The sequence below is a fragment of the Derxia gummosa DSM 723 genome (assembly GCF_000482785.1).
Taxonomy (GTDB): Bacteria; Pseudomonadota; Gammaproteobacteria; order Burkholderiales; family Burkholderiaceae_E; genus Derxia; species Derxia gummosa.
In genome coordinates this window covers 207,989-224,788 of the sequence record NZ_AXWS01000014.1, presented here as the reverse complement: position 1 = coordinate 224,788, position 16,800 = coordinate 207,989, and the positions used below count along the sequence as shown (strand labels likewise).

Genomic DNA, 16,800 nt, shown 5'->3' with positions numbered 1-16,800 from the left:
AAGCCCCGCCATGCGCCCCGGGCCCGCTCAGGCCGCGAGCCCGGTGGCGGTGGCCAGCAATTCGTAGGACCGCAGCCGCGCCGCGTGATCGTGCATGGCCGAGGCGACCATCAGCTCGTTGGCGCCGGTGCGCGCGATGAAGGCGGCCACCTGTTCGGCCACCTGCTCGCCGGTGCCGGTGGCGGTGCAGGCCAGCGCGTCGTCGATGATGGCGCGATGCTGCGGCGGCAGGCCGTCGTAGTAGCCGGGGCGCGGGCGCGGCAGCTTGGCTGGCCGGCCGGTGCGCAGGTTGACGAAGCTCTGCTGCTGCGAGCTGGCGAGGTCTCGCGCCTCGGCCTCGGTGTCGGCCGCGAACACGTTGAAGCCGAGCATCACGTAAGGCTCGGCCAGCCGCGCCGACGGCTTGAAGCGCTGCCGGTACAGGTTTACCGCCGCCATCATCTGCGCCGGCGCGAAGTGCGAGGCGAAGGCATAGGGCAGGCCGAGCGTGGCCGCGAGCTGGGCGCCGTACAGGCTCGAGCCGAGCACCCACACCGGCAGGCGCAGGCCCTCGCCCGGCGTGGCGCGCACGGTCTGGCCGGGCTCGGCCGGCTCGAAGTAGTCGATGAGTTCGAGCACGTCGCGCGGAAAGCCGTCGGCCTCGGCCATGAGGTCGCGGCGCAGCGCGCGGGCGGTCTCGCGGTCGGAGCCCGGCGCGCGGCCCACGCCGAGGTCGATGCGCCCGGGGTAGAGCGATTCGAGCGTGCCGAACTGCTCGGCGATCACGAGCGGCGAATGGTTGGGCAGCATGATTCCGCCCGCCCCGACGCGGATGCGCGCGGTGTGCCCGGCCACATGGCCGATCACCACCGCCGTCGCCGCGCTCGCGATGCCCGGCATGCCGTGGTGCTCGGCCACCCAGTAGCGCGAGTAGCCGAGCGTCTCGGCGTGCTGCGCGAGGCCGACCGCGCGCCGGAAGGCGTCGGCGGCGGTCTGGCCTTCGGGGATGGGGCAGAGGTCGAGGATGGAAAGCGGCGTGGCGGTCATGGGCTCGGGCTCGGCTGGGGCTTGTTGCGACGCAACCAGCCTAGCAGCGCGAGTCCGAGACCGAAGGCGGCCCATGTTTCAGGTTCGGGCACCGGGCTGGTGACGTGGGTCAGGCCGGTGACGCGGAAGTAGAAATCGACCGTGGGTGTGTAGTTGGCATCGCGGGTCTGGATCTGGCCGAAGTTGAACTCGGCCTTGCCCAGATCGAAGGCGAGATCGTCCGTGCTCGTGCCGGTCATCACGCCGACGCCGCCGACCCCGAGCGTGAAGTCCCAGGCGAGGCCGCCGGCGGGGTTGCTCGGGTCGTTCGCGAGGCTGCCGAAGCTGAAGCTGTTGTAGCCCGGCGGCACGCCGACCGCGCCACCGTTGAACCGCAGCGACAGCCTGCGCTCCAGGTTGGGGTAGACCGGGTCGGTCTTGACGCCGCCGCCAGGTAGGTTGATGGCGTAGTCGAAGGCATGCGTCTCGGTCGTGGCCGTGTAGAAGGTGATGCCGGGGGACGAGGCATCGACCGAGGCGAGCGAGGTGTCGAGCCACAGCGAGCCGCCGAACACGGCGCCCTCGCCGTCGCCGAGCAGGTCGTTGGTGACGATGGCGGTGAAGTCGTAGCGCTGCGCCTCGGCGAGCGCGGCGCCGAGCGGCGCGAGGGCAAGGCCGGCGGCGAGCAGCGGCGCGGCGATGGGATGGGGCATGGCGTCTCCTCCGTAGATATCCGTGCGCGGATAGGTGCCTGAAATGTTGGCGCCGCGCGGACCGGGAGGAGGCGCCCGTTACAGCTGCCGGGGCGACGGCAGCCTGGCGCGGGTGGGCGGCGGGTCACGGCGCGTGAACCGCGGTGGCTGGAGGTTCTTGCCCTTGCGGCGCGTGGCCCGGCCTCAGGCCGTCGCCGGCTGCGCGACCTGCGCCGTGCGGCCGCGCGCGTCGCGCAGCCCGGCCAGTCGCGGCGCGGCGGCGAGCAGTTCGCGCGCGAGGTCGTCGGCGCCGAGCCGCGCGGCCGCATGCAGCGCGCTCGCGCCGTCATGCGCGACCACGTCCGCGAGGCCCGGCGCGCGCGCGAGCAGCAGGCGCAGGCAGTCGGCCGAGCCGCCGGCCACGGCCGCGTGCAGCGCGCCTCGGCCGAGCGCGTCCTGCGCGTCGGCCGGGGCGCCGGCGTCGAGCAGGGCCGCGAGCGTGGCCGCGTCGCCGGCGGCGGCAGCGAGCATGAGCGGCGTGCGCAGCGCGAAATCGCTTTCGCCGGCCAGCCAGGGGCAGGCGCGCACCACGGTCACGAGCAGCTCGGGCCAGCGCTCGCGCATGCCGGCGAGCAGGGCCAGCGCCTTGTCGTCGGGCGCGACGGCTTCGAGTTCGCGCGCGCGTTCGAGAAAGGTGGCGCGCGTGGCGAGCAGCAGCGTGAGCAGGGTGTCGCCATGGGCGTCGCGCACTGCCTTGCCCGGCTTGAGGGTGTGGCCGAGCCAGCGCGTGAGGCCGGGCCAGTCGCGCGCGGCGCCGAACTTCGATACCGCCTCGACCCATTTGCGCATCGATTCCGCCGGACGCGGCTCGCGCCTGAGCGGGCCGGCGTAGGGCCAGTGCAGCTCGGTGCGGAAGTGCTGGGCGGCCTCGGCGGCCCAGCTGTCGAAGTCGGGCAGGGCGTCGGCCGGCTTGCCGAGGAAGAGGCCGTAGCTCACCAGCCGGTGGAAGTCGGCCTCGATGTCGCCCATCCAGGGCCGGCCGGCGCGCAGCGCGAAGGCGTCGTGGGCGAGCAGGGTGCGCTGGCGGCCGATGCCGACGGTGCCGGCGGCCGCGAGCGCGGCGTCGAAGGCGCGGCCGGCGCGCGCGAAATCGCCGAGCGCGATCGCGTGCAGCGCCTCGAAATGCCCGAGCGCGGGCGCGAAGCGCGGCGCGGCCGGATTGGCGCGGGCGCGCGCGAGCAGCGCCTCGACCTCGGCGGCGGCCCCGTCGGCGCGATGGCGGCGGTCGTCGCCGTCGAGGCGCTGGGCCAGCTCGACGCAGATGAGGTCCAGCTCGCGCGCCGGCGTGTCGGCCAGTTGCGCGGCGCGGCGCGCGAGCATCTGGCGCAGCGGCAGGCCGAAGTCGCGGTCGCGCGCGAGGTCGAGCACGAGGTCGAAGTCGGTCAGCAGCTCGACGCGTTTCCAGTGCGGCTTGTTGCGCAGATCGGCCTTGGCGGCGTGCAGGCGCTCGTGGGTGTCGGTGGCGCCGTGCAGGAAGTCGGCGGTGTCGCGCGTCAGCGCCTGCTGCTGCTCGGGCGAATAGGCGAGCAGGTTGCCGAGCGGCGCCTCGGGCGCGAGCCGCGCGAATCGGCGTTCGAGCAGTTGCAGCGCGGCGCGGATGCCCTGGCGCTGATGCGAGGGCAGCACGCTGGCGAAGGGGCCGTAGCGCAGCGGGTCGGGCACGCGGCGCTCGAAGTCGGCGTCCTGCTCCGTGCTGTCGTCCGATGCGCGGGCGGCGGCCATCGTGAGGTTGTGCGCCATCGCGTGCAGGTCGAACAGTTGCAGCGCGTGATTGGTCTGGCGGTCGGCGTCGCGGGCGTCGAAGCGCGCGCCGTCGAGCAGCTCGCCGAGCCGGAAGTAGAGCCATTGCACCGCGCGCGCGATCAGCAGCCGGCGCCGGATGACGACGGGCGCGGGCGCGTCGGCCGGATCGGCGAAGCGCAGGCGGGCGTCGTCGGCGAACAGGCGGCGCAGGTCGGCGGGTTCGGGCAGCCGGCCGGCGCGCCAGTCGGCGAGAAGGGCGGCGTCGGTGCCGGCGGCGGCGTTGCCGTTGGCGTTGCCGTCGGCCGAGGCGCCGTCGCGCGCGGCCAGTCCGGCCAGCCCGCCGTCGAGCAGGCCATCGACCCAGGCCAGCACCTGCTCGACCGGCAGCGTCACGCGCGACCGGCCCTTGTCGAGCACGGCCACGGGCGCGTACCAGAACCGGTCGGCCGGCATGCCCGCGTCGCGCGGCGCCTGCAACTGCCGCAGCGCGATCTGCCGGCCCGCGTGCGGCGCGACGATCCAGCCGCCCACCAGCCAGGCGAGCTGGGCCGGCGTGGCCTCGCCGGTGGCGAGCAGGTTGTCGACGACGGTCCAGCGCGACTGGCCGAAGTGCAGCAGTCGGGCCATCGCGTCGGCGGTCGATTCGTCCGCCGGGTCGAGGTCGAGCGCGGCCAGCAGCAGTTCGAGCTGGCGCGCGCCGAGGGCGGCCTGGGTGTCGGGATCGAGCGTGCGCGCGATCCAGGCATCGGCCTGACTTCCGGTGGCGGCGGATGCCGCGCCGAGCGCCTGAGCGAGCGAAACCAGCAATTGTTCAAGCGAGGGCAGCGTTGCCATCCGGGACTCCGTGGTGATTGGGCGGCGGATTATTCACCGTGGGCGCGGTGAAGCCGCCGGCCATCGCCGGGAGGCGCGTGAGGCGGTTCCGGGCGTGGCGCCGCCGCCGCTGTCAGCCGGCCGGAATCAGCTGCTCGCCGGTGCGGTAGGCCGCGCTGAACGCTTCCAGCCCGTGGCTGCCGCCGTTCACGAGCTTGCGCGCCGTGGCGAGGTCGCCGGCCACGAGCGCCTGCTTGATCGCGCGTTCCTTCGCGCCGAGAAAGCTCGCCAGCAGCCGCGCGGCGATGACCGGATCGTTGGCCAGGTCGGGATCGGTCACGAGCTGGTTGCCCAGGCCGATGGCCGCGCCGTGCTGGGCGTAGTTGGCCTTGCCGGTGAGCTGGATGAAGCCGCGCCCCTTGTAGCGCGCGCCGTCGCCGACGGCGCCGTTGCCGAGATCCTTGCGGAAGTCGTACAGGTCGTAGGGCTGGCCGCCGGGCGAGGTGTTCCAGCGCGAGAGGTATTCGCCGATGGGCGCGAAGCCGGCGGTCTCGGCGCGGATGGTGGCGAGCGCCATCAGCACCATCGGCTTGTCGGCGAGGCTGCGCTCGATCAGCGCGTCGCATACGCGCGGCAGATGGGCCTTGATGTTGTCGATCGGCGCGTCGGGAAACACGCGGTAGACCACCTGCACCGTCACGCCGGGGATGGCGCTGGGCAGCGCGGCGCTGTCGGCGAGGCCGAGCGCGGCGAGGGTGCGCGGGCCGGCCACGCCGTCGTCAAGCAGGCCGATGCTGCGCTGGAAGGCGACGACGGCGGCCTCGGTGCCGTGGCCGAAGTCGCCGTCGATGGCGCCGGGGCTGAAGCGCAGCTCGGCCAGGCGCTGCTGGAGCGTGATCACGTCGGCGCCCTGGTCGCCGAGTCTGAGGGTCTGGGGCATGGGACCTCCCGCGTGGATGTGGCCGGGTTGTCGCACGCACCCATCGGGGTGACAACCTGGACCGCAAACGCTGCGGGGAAGCCCGGGGGCGCGGCGACGGCCTCGGGTCGTCGGCCGTCGGCCGTCGGCCGTCGGCCGGTGGTCGGTGGTCGGTGGTCGGTGGCGGGTGGCGGGTCGGTACCGCCCGGCCGCGCCCGCCGTCCGGTCAGCGCGTCGCCAGCTCGGCCAGCCGGTCGAGCGCGACCAGCGAGGCCGCGATCACCGCCGCCGTGCCGTCGGGCTGGCCGAGCGCGTCGCTCACGAGCCGGGCGCTGGCGCACAGCCGCAGCGCGACCAGCGGCTGTCCGTCGCGCCGGCCGAGCAGTACCGGCTGGCCGAGGCGCAGGCGCGGCGCGGCGACGCGGGCGGCGTCGGCGCCGCCCAGGCCGCCGGCCAGGCTGGCGAAGGCGCGGGTGGTCGCGTCGGCGTCATCGTCATGGCCGGCGAGCTGGCGCCACAGCGCATGCAGCGCGGCGGGCGCGAGCGGGTGGCCGTCGGGGCCGCGCGCGATGACGGGAAAGATCGTCTGGCGCGCGTCCCAGGCGGGCATGGGCGGGCGGTCGGCGCCGCGTGCGTGGGCGTCAAGGCCGGCGGCGAGGGCGTCGGACGCGGGATCGGCGCCGGACCCGTCGGCGAAGCCGCGCGCCAGGGCCGGCACGTCCACGGATTCGAGGCGCGGATCGGCGGCGATGCGGCCGGCCACGGCCTGGCCCCAGTCGCGCAGGAAGCCGTCGATGGCGGCGGCGGGCAGCGCGCGGAAGCGGCGCAGTTCGGCCAGCGCGGCTTCCCAGCGCAGCAGCAGGCCGTGGCTGGCGCCGCCGTCGAGCGCGCGCGCGCCGGGCCAGTCGGCCGGCCAGTCGGCGCGGCCGGTGTAGCCGGCCAGCGCGTCGAGCGGCATGGCGCGCAGCCGGCGCGCGGCGACGCCAGGCAGCAGCAGCGCGCCGCTGAAGGCCGGCCCGCCCACGAACTTGGAGCCGGTGACGGCCACGGCGAAACCGCGCCCGAGATAGCCCGCGAGCGTGGCCGGCGCGAGCCGGAACTGGCAGCCATCGACCATGACCGTGAGCCGCGCGCCGAAGCGTTCGGCCAGCCGCGCGGCGCAGTCCGGCGTGGGCGCGACGAGGCCGGTCTTGCTTACGTCGGTCAGCACGAGCAGGCAGCGCTCGCCCTGACTGACGACCGCCTCGACGGCGGCCTCGAAATCGGCGTCGATCGCGCCGGCCGGGCGGGCGCCGCCGTCGGCCTCGCGCAGCGCGATCTGGCGCGGCGCGGCGATGGCGTCGGCGAGCGGACTCGGCGCGCCCTTGTCCACCATGCCGCCCCGGCAGCGCGTCGCGCCGAAATGCCGGCCGCCGAGCGCGAGCGGCACGCCGCTGCCGGTCTCGCCGGCGTCGGCCATGACGGCGCGCACCGGCGCGCGTTCCGGGCCGGCGGCGAGGGTGATGGCGATGAGATGCACGTCGGTGCCCGAGGCGGCGAGCACCGCCTCGCAGCCTTCGGCGCGGTCGGCGCCCGACAGCGCGAGCAGTTCGCGCCGGATGCGCTCGGCCTCGGCCATGTGCGAATCGGGCCGGCCCGCGAGCCGCGCGAGCAGCCGGTTGGCGGCGTCGAAGCCGGCCGGCGACACCGCCGACGCGGTGGACGAACCCAGTTCGACGATGCCGGGGTCGGGCAGCGTGGCGCAGCCGTAGCGGTTGAAGCCGAAGGCGTCGGGCCGGATGCGTTCGTCGCCGCCTTCGGTCAGGAGTTGCGCGGTGGCGGCGCGCAGGTCGGGCAGGAAGAGGCTGGGCGCGAGCAGGCGGCGCGCGGGTGGAGCGTGGCCCGCCACGGCGGGCTGGCCGGCGGTGGCCGGGTGGCCGGTCGCGGTGGCGCCGGCCGTGCCGGCGCGGGCATCGCCGGCAGCGAGGCGGGCGGGCGCGTTGACGAGGAATCCGGGCGCGCGGGCGCGGCTAGGCAGCACGGTGGACATGGCGGGGCTCCTGGCGACGCGCGGCCTGGTCGATGCGGCGCGCGAGCAGCGCGCGGAAGGCGCTGAACACGCGCTGCATCGGCTCGCGCTTGTAGGGGAAGAGGTCGGGCGGGTCCATCGAATGCACCACGGCGCCGGGATCGACCTCGAACACGAGCAGGTCGCCGGTGGCGGTCTCGGCGCAGTCGATGACGAGCCAGTCGAGGCCGAAGCGCTGGCCGATCGCGTGCAGCGCGACGCGGTGACGCTGGGCGAAGTCGGCGTCGAAGTCGCGCATGAAGGCGGCTTCCTCGGCGCGCTTGGCCTCGCTGTCGGTCATGCCGGCGTTGAGGTAATGGATCATCCAGTCGGCCGAGATCGCCATGTGGCCGGCGTGCGGGATGCCGTCGATGAGCACCACGCGGTACTTGCGGAACAGCCCGTCGCGGCCGCGATAGTCGATGAAGCGCGCGATGAAGAATTCGCGCTGCTCGTGCGCGGCGAGATAGCGATCGAGCGCGGCGGCGTCGGCGATGCGTTCGAGGTCGTGACCGGCATGCGAATCGACCGGCCGCACGATGAGCGGCCAGGGGCCGTCGGGCAGCAGGCGGGCGAGGTCGGCGCGGCCGGCTGCAATCGCTTGCAGCGCGGCGCGCGGCGCGCGCGCGGTGGCCGGCATGCGCACGCCTTCCACGTCGGCCAGCAGCTCGCAGGCGCGGTCGCGCGCGGTGAGCGCGACGCGGCCGGGGCGGTTGATGACGGGCGCGGTCCAGGCGGCGCTGGCGCGCGCGAGCTTGTCGAGCAGCGGGCGGTTGGCGTCGCTTTCCGAGATGGCGATGAAGATCGCGTCATGCGGCGGCAGCTCGGCCGGCACCGGCTCGCCGGGCAGGAGGTAGAGCATGGTCAGCGAGATGTCGCCGCCCTCGAACAGGAAGGGCAGCGGCGCGTTGGCCATCAGCTCGCCCGGCGCCATGAGCGCGAGCAGGCGCAGCGCGGGCTGGCGCGCGGCGGGCAGTTCGTACACGCGGCAAACTGCAAGCGCTTGCATGAGCGTGGCGAGGCCGAGGTCGGCGATGCCTTGCAGTTGCAGCAGCGTGGCGAGGTCCATGAGCGCGTCGGCGTCGGATTCGTCGCGGCTGGCGCGCGCGATGAGCGCCTTCGAGATCGGCACGAGGTCGGCGCGGTCGAAGGCGAGGCGCATGAGCGTGGCGAGGCCGAGCAGGCCGGGCGCGGAGCCGAGGGCGACCGGGGCGTCGGCGGGCGCGTCGGTCGGGGCGTCGGCGCGTGCGGCGGCCGGCGCGTCGGTGGCGCGCGCGGCGTGGCCCGCGCCGGGCGCGGAGGTGGCGGCGTCCTGCGGCGTGACGGCGGGCGAGGGAATGGTGCTGCTCATGCGAAATCCGTGGGTGAGGCGAGGCGCGCGGCGGCGCGGGCGAGCACGGCATCGACCAGGGCGTCGATGTCGCTCGCGTCGGTGCGGTGGTTGACTAGGGCGGCGCGGATCGCGAGCCGGCCGTCGATGACGGTGGTGGACGGCACTGCGATGCCGGCTTCGTGCAGGTCGGCCACGATGTCGGCGTTGAGCCGGTCGAGCGCGCTGGCGCGGCGGCCGTCGAGCGCGTCGGCGAGCACGGCGTCGGCGTGGCGTGTGGCGAGCGAGGACGCGGCGCTTTCCGGAGTGCTCGCGCGGGCCGCATCGGCCGGACGGACGCCCGGCATGGCGGTGGCCGTCGCCGCCGGCATCGCGCCGTCGGCCGCGCGGGCGCCGCGATGCCGGAAGCACACGATGTTGAGCGTGACCGGCGCGAGCAGCTCCAGCGCCGGCTCGGCCTCGATGCGCGCTGCAAGCGCTTGCGCGAGCGCGCGGCTGCGGTCGATGACGGCGCCCAGCGCGTCGGCGCCGTAGGTGGCGAAGGTGAACCAGGTCTTGAGCGCGCGGAAGCCGCGCGACAGGTCGGGCCCGAGGTCGCAGGGCCAGGGCGAGCCGGCGGCGAGGCCGCGCGGGCTGCGCGCGAGATAGTCGGCCGGCGCGGCGAAGGTGGCGAGCTGGTCGGCCTGGTCGCGCACGAGGATGAAGCCGGCGTCGTAGGGCACCTGGCCCCACTTGTGGAAGTCGAGCGCGATCGAGTCGGCGCGTTCGATGCCGGCGAGCATCGGCGCCACTTCGCGCGACAGCATGCCGAGCGCGCCGAAGGCGCCATCGACGTGGAACCACAGCCGCTCGCGCGCGGCGAGTTCGGCCAGTTCGGCGAGCGGGTCGATCGCGCCGATGTCCACGGTGCCGGCGGTGCCGACCACCATGAAGGGATGCAGCCCGGCCGCGCGGTCGAGCGCGATCTGGGCGGCGAGGGCGGTGAGGTCGATGCGATGGTCGGCATCGACCGGGATGCGGCGCAGCGCGGCGGTGCCGAGGCCGGCCATGTCGAAGCCGCGCGCGAGGCAGCCGTGCGCCGTCGTGCCGGCGTAGCCGACGAGGCGCGGCGCCGCGATGCCGCCGCGCGCCACCGCGCATTGCAGCCCGAGCCGGCGCACCTCGGCGCCGAGCGCCTTCGTGCGCGCGATGAGCACGCCGAGGAAGTTGGCCATCGACGAGCCGGTCACGAACAGCCCGCCCGCCGTGGCCGGAAAGCCGAACAGCTCGCGCATCCAGCAGACGATCTGCTTCTCGACTTCGAGCGGCATCTGGTCGCGCCCGCCCACGTTGGCGTTGAGGCCGGCAGCGAGCATCTCGGCCAGCATGCCGACCGCCGTGCCGCCGCCCTGCACCCAGCCCATGAAGCGCGGATGCGCATTGCCGACCGAATGCGGCAGCACCTCGGCCATGAAGCGCGCATGCGCGGCGTCGAGCGGCATGGGCGCATGCGGCAGCGGCTCGCGCCAGGCGGCGCGCAGGCCGGGCGGCAGCGGCTGCCAGACGGGGTGGTCGCGCAGGCCGGCCAGGTGATCGAACAGGTCGTCGAGCATGCGATGGCCCTGCTCGCGCAGCGCCGACCAGTCGGCGGGGCTGGCCGGGTCGAGCGAGGCGGGCGCGGCGACCGGACGGCCGGTGCCGGCGGGAGCTGCGCTCGTGGCGGATTCGGGCGAGCCGGGGGCGTCGGCGCGGTCCTGCATGGTGTCCTGAGGCTTGGGCGCGATGCGCGAAGGCGCAGCGATCAGCGTCGAGGATAGGGAGTCGCCCGCAGCCCGAGCGGGGGAGAAGCGGGGGGAAGGGCGGGGAGTTCGAACGGTGCGCGGGCCGTGCGCGGGCCGTGACGGCCGGTCGGTCGGAGGCGCGCGACAGGCGGTCCGCGCGGGGCGGCTGGCGCGGACGCGGCGCGCCCCGGCGGTCAGAGCAGCGCGAGCTGGCCGCGCGTGCCCGCGTCGATGTTTGCGAACACTTCCGTCGGAAATCCCGCCGGCAGACGCGCGCCCACCGCGTCGAGCGCCGCCGGCAGCGCCGCGCGCATCGCTTCGATGTCGGCTTCCATCGCCGCCGCGCCGTAGCCGCAGCGCGCCGCCGTCTCGATGAAATGCCGACGCCGGATCTCGCTGAGGCGGTAGTGCGCGTTCTTCCCGCGCAACGCCATAGCAAGCTTGAGCCGGTGCGGATCGAGCTGGTTGGCGCCCCGGCCCGCGACCGGCCAGGCCGACAGCACGTCGTACAGCGGCGTGAGCCGGTACTGCCCGCCCGCGAGCAGTGCGAGGCTGAAGTTCTTGGCGTGGCCGTCGGTCGCGGCCAGCAGCCAGAACAGCAGTTGCGCGCGCAGCAGCGTGCCGAGATCGCGCTCGCGCTCGGACGAGTAGCGCAGCAGGCCGGCGAGGTCGTCGAGGCCGGGGCCGCCGTCGGCCTCGTACTTGCGCGCCGACGGCAGGCCGAGCGCCTGGCAGCCGTCTTCCTGCGGCAGCCGCAGCCACCAGTCGCCGCTCGCGGCGAGGCGCCGGTCGAAGCGCTCGACCACCAGCAGCTTGCGGTCGGCGAAGCGGGCGATCTCGCAGCGCGCGATGTCGAGGCCGCATTCGCGCAGCAGCTCGGCGCAGAGCCATTCGTTCTCGACGGAGCCGCGCATGTCGGCCTGGCGGTTGCCGACGAGCCCGAGCGGCAGCTTGAAGATGTGGGTGGTGGGCGTGGCGCCGTGCGGCCGGCACCAGCGGCCGGCGTGCAGCGTGAAGGCGGTCTTTTCCTGGGCGCCGGCGAGCGAGAGGCGGAAGTCGCCGTCGTCGGCGCCTGCGTCCCAGGCCGAGGGCGGCAGCACGGCGCGGTCGATGAGCGCGGCGAGGGCGGCCTCGTCGAGCGGCTCGGCGTCGATGCGGCGCACATCGGGCGGATCGGCGTCGGGCGCGAGCAGCTGCACCGCGCCGACGCAATCGCGGCCGACGGCTTCGAGCAGGTCGAAGGCGCTGCCGCCGCGCGTGCGGAAGCGGGCCTGCAAGCGCTTGCGGATCGGCTCGCCGTCGGGCAGCAGGTTGTCGAACCAAGCCTCGACCGCCGGCCCGCGCAGCGGCACGCCGTCATGGTTGAGCGGCAGCGACAGCGACAACGGCCGCGATTGCGGCGAGGCGAGCCAGTCCGGGTCGTAGGCCAGCTCCATCGGGCCTTGCGCGGGCAGGCGCCATTCGCCCACGCGTTCGCCGTTCATCCAGACCGCGAGCGCGCGGCTGCGCGACGGGCGGCCCATGTCACCACTCCGGCGCGGATTCGCGCACGCCGAGCGGCGCGGCGTCCTCGCCCTTGTCCTGCAATACCAGCTCGAAACCGAGCGCGTCGGCCAGCAGCAGCAGACGGTCGAGCGTGATGCGCTCTGGGCTGGATTCGAGTTCGGACAGCCGGTTCTGGCTGATGCCGAGTTGGCTGGCGAGCGCGGCCTGGGGCTGGCCGCGCGACTTGCGTCGGGCGGTCAGCAGCTGCCCGGCCTGCAAGGGCGTGATCAGGCGTTGGCGCATGACATGGCTCATCGGGAAAGACGATAAAACGATTTTATCGCCAATCCTGATATTCCTGCTTTATCGATTTTCCGGATAAAACTGGTTTATCGGGAAGCTCGATGACGGCCCGTCACGCTCACCCGCGCGGCCTGATGACGAACAGCCGCGTCCACTGCTCGCGCCGCACCAGCGCGCTCACCGGCTTGCCGGTGTCGATGCGGTCGAGCACGGCCTCGAACTGCGCCGTGCCGTGCACGCCCACGCCGCCCAGGCTCAGCAGGATGTCGCCCGGCCGCAGCCCGGCGCGTTCGGCCAGCCCTTGCGCCCGCACGATCTGCGCGCCCCGGTCGAGCTGGAGCGCGCGGCGGTCGGCGGCGGTGATGTCGGATACGCCGATGCCGAGGTCGCGCGGCGCCGCGGCGGCCACCGTCGGCTCGGGTTTGGGCTCGGGGCGGGCGGCGGTCTTCTCGGGTTCGAGTTCGGCGTAGCGCACCGCCAGCTCCTGCGGCTGGCCGGCGCGGATCAGCCTGAGCTTGTGGCGCCCGCCCGGCACGCCCGCGCCGATGATGCGCGGCAGGTCGTTCCAGCGTTCGACGGGCTTGGCGTCCACGCCGGTGATGACATCGCCGGGCACGACGCCGGCGTTGTCGGCCGGGCTGCCCACCTCGACGCCCGACACCAGCGCGCCCGCCGCGCGCGTCAGGCCGAGCGTGGCCACGACCTCGTTCGTCACTTCGCCCACGGCCACGCCGATGCGGCTGCGGATCACGCGGCCGTTGCTGCGCAGCTGGTCGGCCACGCGCAGCGCCTCGTCGATCGGGATCGCGAAGGAGATGCCCTGGTAGCCGCCCGAGCGGCTGTAGATCTGCGAGTTGATGCCGACCACCTCGCCGCGCAGGTTGATGAGCGGCCCGCCCGAGTTGCCCGGGTTGATCGCCACGTCGGTCTGGATGAAGGGCAGCAGTTCGCCGGTCTCGCGCGCGCGGGCGCTGACGATGCCGGCGGTGACGCTGTTGTCGAGGTCGAAGGGCGAGCCGATGGCGATGACCCATTCGCCGACGCGCAGCCGGGTCGCGTCGCCGGCGGGCAGCACGGGCAGGCCGGTGGCGTCGATGCGCAGCAGCGCCACGTCGGTGCGGCGGTCGAGGCCGACGACGCGGGCGGTGAATTCGCGCCGGTCGTCGAGCCGGACGATGACCTGCTCGGCATCGGCCACGACATGGGCGTTGGTGAGAATTTCGCCGTCGCCGCCGACGATGAAGCCCGAGCCGACGCCGCGCGGGGCGCGGGGGGCGTCGTCGGCGGACGGGTCGGGGTCGGGCGCGCCGGCCGAGGGCGGCTGGCCGGGCGCGGCATTGCCCTGGGCACCATTGCCGGGCGCGCCATTGCCGGCGCCCGGCGCGGCGCGACCGCCCGGTGCCGCCAGCGCCTCGGGCGCGCTGCCCTTGCCCGAGGCCGACGGCGCCTTGCCCGGCGCGGCCGGCGAACGTCCGGGCGCGCGCTTGCCGTTGCCGGGCGCGGCCTTGCCCGCGTCGGGCGCGGCTTCAGGCGCCGAAGGTGCATCCGGCGTGCCGAAATGCCTGCGCAGCAGCTCGTCCAGATCGGGCGCGCCGCGCACGCCGGCATGCGGATTGGCCACGGTGCGGATGTTGACGACCGCCGGCCCGGCGCGCTCGACGAGGTCGGCGAAGTCGGGCAGGCCGCGCACGAGCGGTGCGTTGCCGGCCGCGCCGGCCGCCGCCGGGCTGGCCGGCGTGCTGCCGCCGACCGCGCCGGCCGGGGCGCTGCCGGCATCCGCCGCGATCGCCGCCGGCAGCGCGAAGGCCAGCGCCACCGACATTGCAAGCGCTTTCACAGCTTGCCGGTTGGCCGCCGGCCGGGTGTCCCTTGCTGCCGCGAGCCGCCTCATCGCGCGCTCGCCACCGGCGTCGCCGTGGCGGCGCGCAGGTCGGCCAGCGTGGTCAGGCGCGGGCCGTGCAGCGCCGCGATCTGGGCCACGTCCAGCTTCAGCCGCTCGATGTTGCCCAGCAGGTTGACGTTGTACGGATTGACCGGTTGCGGCACCGGCGCGCCGGCCGCGACCGGCGTGTAGGCATCGGCCTCGACCACCACCTTCGATTGCGGCAGCCAGGCGAGCAGGAAGGCATCGTTGTGGCCCGAGGCCGCGATCTCGTGCAGCTCGACCGGATGCTCGTCGCCGATCACCAGCTTGCCGCTGAAGGTGACGAACTTCGGCGCCACGCCGGCCTGCGCGAGCCGGTCGGGATTGAGCGTGCGCGGCGCGGCCCAGGCGCGCTCGTAATAGCGCTCGTTGCCCTTGACCGTGACGATGCTCGCGCCCTCGGCCACGAAGGTGCGCAGCCCGCCCGAATGGTCGAAGTGCACATGCGTGTTGACCACCTCGCGGATCGGCTTGGACGGCACCAGTTCCTTCGCCTTGGCGATCAGCGCGAGCGAGCGTTCCTCGTTGAGCGGCGCCTCGATCAGCACCAGATGGTCCTTCTCCTCGACCAGCACGCTGTGGTGCGTGCCGCCCGTCAGGTACCACACGCCGTCGCCGAGCTTCTGCGCCGTGACCGTCACGGGCGCCGGCTTTGCGCTGGCGACTTCGGCCGGCACGTCGAGCGCGAGCGCCGGGTTGCGCTTGACCTCCGTCACCTTCAGGTCGAGCACAGGGAAGCCGCCCTGCGAGCGCTCGATATGCGCCGGGAAGCTCGTGCCGTTGAAGTCGCGGTAATCGCTGAAGCGGGTTTCGAGCAGGGTGTCGCCGAGCACCGGCGTGTCGGTCCAGGTGCGGATGGTCTCGACGCGGCCGGCGCCGTCGAGCTTGCCGACGTAGCGCTGCTTGCCGTTGACGGTGAACGTCACCTCGGTGCCGCCAAGCGTGCGGGTGAAGGTCGCGCCATTGGCCTTCGCGGCCTTGAGGAAGCCTTGCGGCGTGGACCAGATCTCGGCCTGGCGGTCGGCCACGGCGGCGGGTTGCGCGGTGGCGGCGCCGGGCGTGCCGCCGCTGGCGGGCGCGCGGTTCCAGGCGGTGCCGCCGGCCACGTACTGATCGACGCGCTGCTCGACCGGCGCCGGCCGTTCGCGCGGCGGCTCGGGCGTCTGGCTGCGCACGATCTGCACGCGCGCGGCCGACTTCGCGTAGTCGATGTCGGCCACGTAGCGCGACACGTCGAAGGGCGGCCAGGCCTCGTCGGGCGCCGGCGCCTGACCGAACTGGTACCAGCGGCCCGTGCCCGAGAACTCGATCGAGGCGAGGTTGTCGGCGGTGAGCGCCTGGCTCGCGGTCTCGACCGACACCGGCGCGAAGGCCGAGCAGGCCGACAGCACGGCGGCGGCCGCGACGGCGAGCGGGAAGAGGGCGCGGCGCGCGGGCGAGCGCGGCGCGACGGAACGGGCGGGACGAAGTGGCATGGCGCGACCTGAAGGCGGAAAGGTGGGAAGGCGGGCGCGGCCGTCGAAGGCGGCGCGTCGGCCTGACGGGGCAACTCCCGTTCCACGGTCTTTCCGGGGCGGATTGGTCGCAATCCAGCGAAAACGGCCGCCCGGCTGCTGGTTGCGCAGCAGGGCGGCCGGGGTGGGTGCTTGGCTTCGCGCAAGGCCGCGCGGCTGCGGGCCGAGCCGGTCGCGCTGCGTCCGGGCCGGCCGGCGCGGCGACGATGCCGCGCCCTGGGCGGGCCTCAGCCCATCCGCCCTTCGCGGTAATCCGCAATCGCTTGCACGATCTCCTCCTGCGTGTTCATCACGAAGGGGCCGTACTGCACGATCGGCTCGTTCAGCGGCTTGCCGGCGATGAGCACCGCGCGCAGTTCGTCGGGGCCGTCGTTGGCGATCACCACGCCGTCGGCCGCCGTGTCATTGGCGAGGATGGCCATGCGCGCGCTCTCCACCGCCTCGCCGCCCACCGTGGCCGTGCCGCGATAGGTGGCGACCACCGCGTTGTGCCCGGCCGGCAGCGGCTGCGCGAAGCGCGCGCCCGGCGGCAGATGCACGTCGAGATAGACCGGCTCGGTGAACTCGCCCCGCACCGCGCCGCGCACGCCGCCGGCCTCGCCGGCGATCACGCGCACGAGGCCGCCGCCGGCGAGCTGGAGTTCGGGCACCTCGGCGGGCGCGATGTCCTGGTAGGCGGGCGCGCTCAGCTTCTGGTGCGAGGGCAGGTTGATCCAGAGCTGGAAGCCTTCCATGCGGCCGTCCTCCTGCTCGGGCATCTCGCTGTGGATGAGGCCGCTGCCGGCGTTCATCCATTGCACGCTGCCGTTCTCAAGCAGGCCCTCGTGGCCGGCGCTGTCGCGGTGGCGCATGCGGCCCTGGATCATGTACGTCACGGTCTGGAAGCCGCGATGCGGATGGTCGGGAAAGCCGGCCACGTAGTCGTCGGGCGAATCGCTGCTGAAGTTGTCGAGCATGAGCAGCGGGTCGAGCCGGCGTTGCAGGCGATGGTCGATCACGCGCGTGAGCTTGACGCCGGCGCCGTCCGAGGTCGGATGGCCGATGACGATGCGCTCGACGCGGCGCGGGTTGGCAACGGCGGTGACCGGGCTGGTGGTGGCGGTGCTGCCGCCGCTCGTGGCGGCGTCGGTCGTCGTGAAGATGCTCATGGCGTGCTCCTTATGCTGCCGCCGCCGGCGGATGGCCGGGGTGGCGGGTTGTGGTTG

At 74.4% G+C, this 16,800-nt stretch carries 12 protein-coding genes; all 12 read right to left on the bottom strand.

Annotated elements, in window-relative coordinates; genetic code table 11:
* Positions 1-27 precede the first annotated feature (27 nt).
* The 12 genes from H566_RS0114430 to H566_RS25275 all read right to left on the bottom strand — a co-directional run bounded on the left by H566_RS0114430 (position 28) and on the right by H566_RS25275 (position 16,743).
* Positions 28-1,026 (bottom strand): LLM class flavin-dependent oxidoreductase, encoded by a 999-nt coding sequence (locus H566_RS0114430; protein WP_028311986.1) that lies wholly within the window; start codon positions 1,024-1,026, stop codon positions 28-30.
* Positions 1,023-1,718, bottom strand: a complete 696-nt coding sequence (locus tag H566_RS0114425; RefSeq protein ID WP_028311985.1) for a PEP-CTERM sorting domain-containing protein — start codon at positions 1,716-1,718, stop codon at positions 1,023-1,025. Before H566_RS0114425 ends, H566_RS0114430 begins: the two co-directional genes overlap by 4 nt.
* Before the next feature lie 183 nt (positions 1,719-1,901).
* Positions 1,902-4,334, bottom strand: coding sequence for an ankyrin repeat domain-containing protein (locus tag H566_RS0114420; RefSeq protein ID WP_028311984.1), 2,433 nt, complete (start codon positions 4,332-4,334; stop codon positions 1,902-1,904).
* Between the two features lie 112 nt (positions 4,335-4,446).
* Positions 4,447-5,253 (bottom strand): peptidoglycan-binding protein, encoded by an 807-nt coding sequence (locus H566_RS0114415; protein WP_034411836.1) that lies wholly within the window; start codon positions 5,251-5,253, stop codon positions 4,447-4,449.
* Between the two features lie 205 nt (positions 5,254-5,458).
* Positions 5,459-7,261: a hypothetical protein gene (locus H566_RS0114410; protein ID WP_028311982.1), complete on the bottom strand. Its 1,803-nt coding sequence runs from the start codon at positions 7,259-7,261 to the stop codon at positions 5,459-5,461.
* Positions 7,242-8,630 carry an ATP-grasp domain-containing protein gene (locus H566_RS25300; RefSeq protein WP_211238096.1) on the bottom strand — a complete coding sequence of 463 codons (1,389 nt, stop codon included), beginning with the start codon at positions 8,628-8,630 and terminating at the stop codon, positions 7,242-7,244. The genes H566_RS0114410 and H566_RS25300 overlap by 20 nt, the downstream gene beginning before the upstream one ends.
* The gene (locus H566_RS25295; RefSeq protein WP_084545125.1) at positions 8,627-10,348 is read right to left on the bottom strand and encodes a pyridoxal phosphate-dependent decarboxylase family protein; all 1,722 of its coding nucleotides are present in this window, start codon (positions 10,346-10,348) and stop codon (positions 8,627-8,629) included. Before H566_RS25295 ends, H566_RS25300 begins: the two co-directional genes overlap by 4 nt.
* Before the next feature lie 215 nt (positions 10,349-10,563).
* Positions 10,564-11,892 (bottom strand): type II toxin-antitoxin system HipA family toxin, encoded by a 1,329-nt coding sequence (locus tag H566_RS0114395; protein WP_028311981.1) that lies wholly within the window; start codon positions 11,890-11,892, stop codon positions 10,564-10,566.
* A gap of 1 nt (position 11,893) precedes the next feature.
* Positions 11,894-12,157: a helix-turn-helix domain-containing protein gene (locus H566_RS25290; protein ID WP_034411933.1), complete on the bottom strand. Its 264-nt coding sequence runs from the start codon at positions 12,155-12,157 to the stop codon at positions 11,894-11,896.
* A gap of 118 nt (positions 12,158-12,275) precedes the next feature.
* Positions 12,276-13,979 carry a trypsin-like peptidase domain-containing protein gene (locus H566_RS25285; RefSeq protein WP_051378791.1) on the bottom strand — a complete coding sequence of 568 codons (1,704 nt, stop codon included), beginning with the start codon at positions 13,977-13,979 and terminating at the stop codon, positions 12,276-12,278.
* A gap of 65 nt (positions 13,980-14,044) precedes the next feature.
* A complete protein-coding gene (locus tag H566_RS25280) occupies positions 14,045-15,556 on the bottom strand; it encodes an MBL fold metallo-hydrolase (protein WP_051378790.1) in 1,512 nt (503 codons plus the stop codon).
* Between the two features lie 266 nt (positions 15,557-15,822).
* A complete protein-coding gene (locus H566_RS25275) occupies positions 15,823-16,743 on the bottom strand; it encodes a pirin family protein (protein ID WP_051378789.1) in 921 nt (306 codons plus the stop codon).
* Positions 16,744-16,800: the final 57 nt, after the last annotated feature.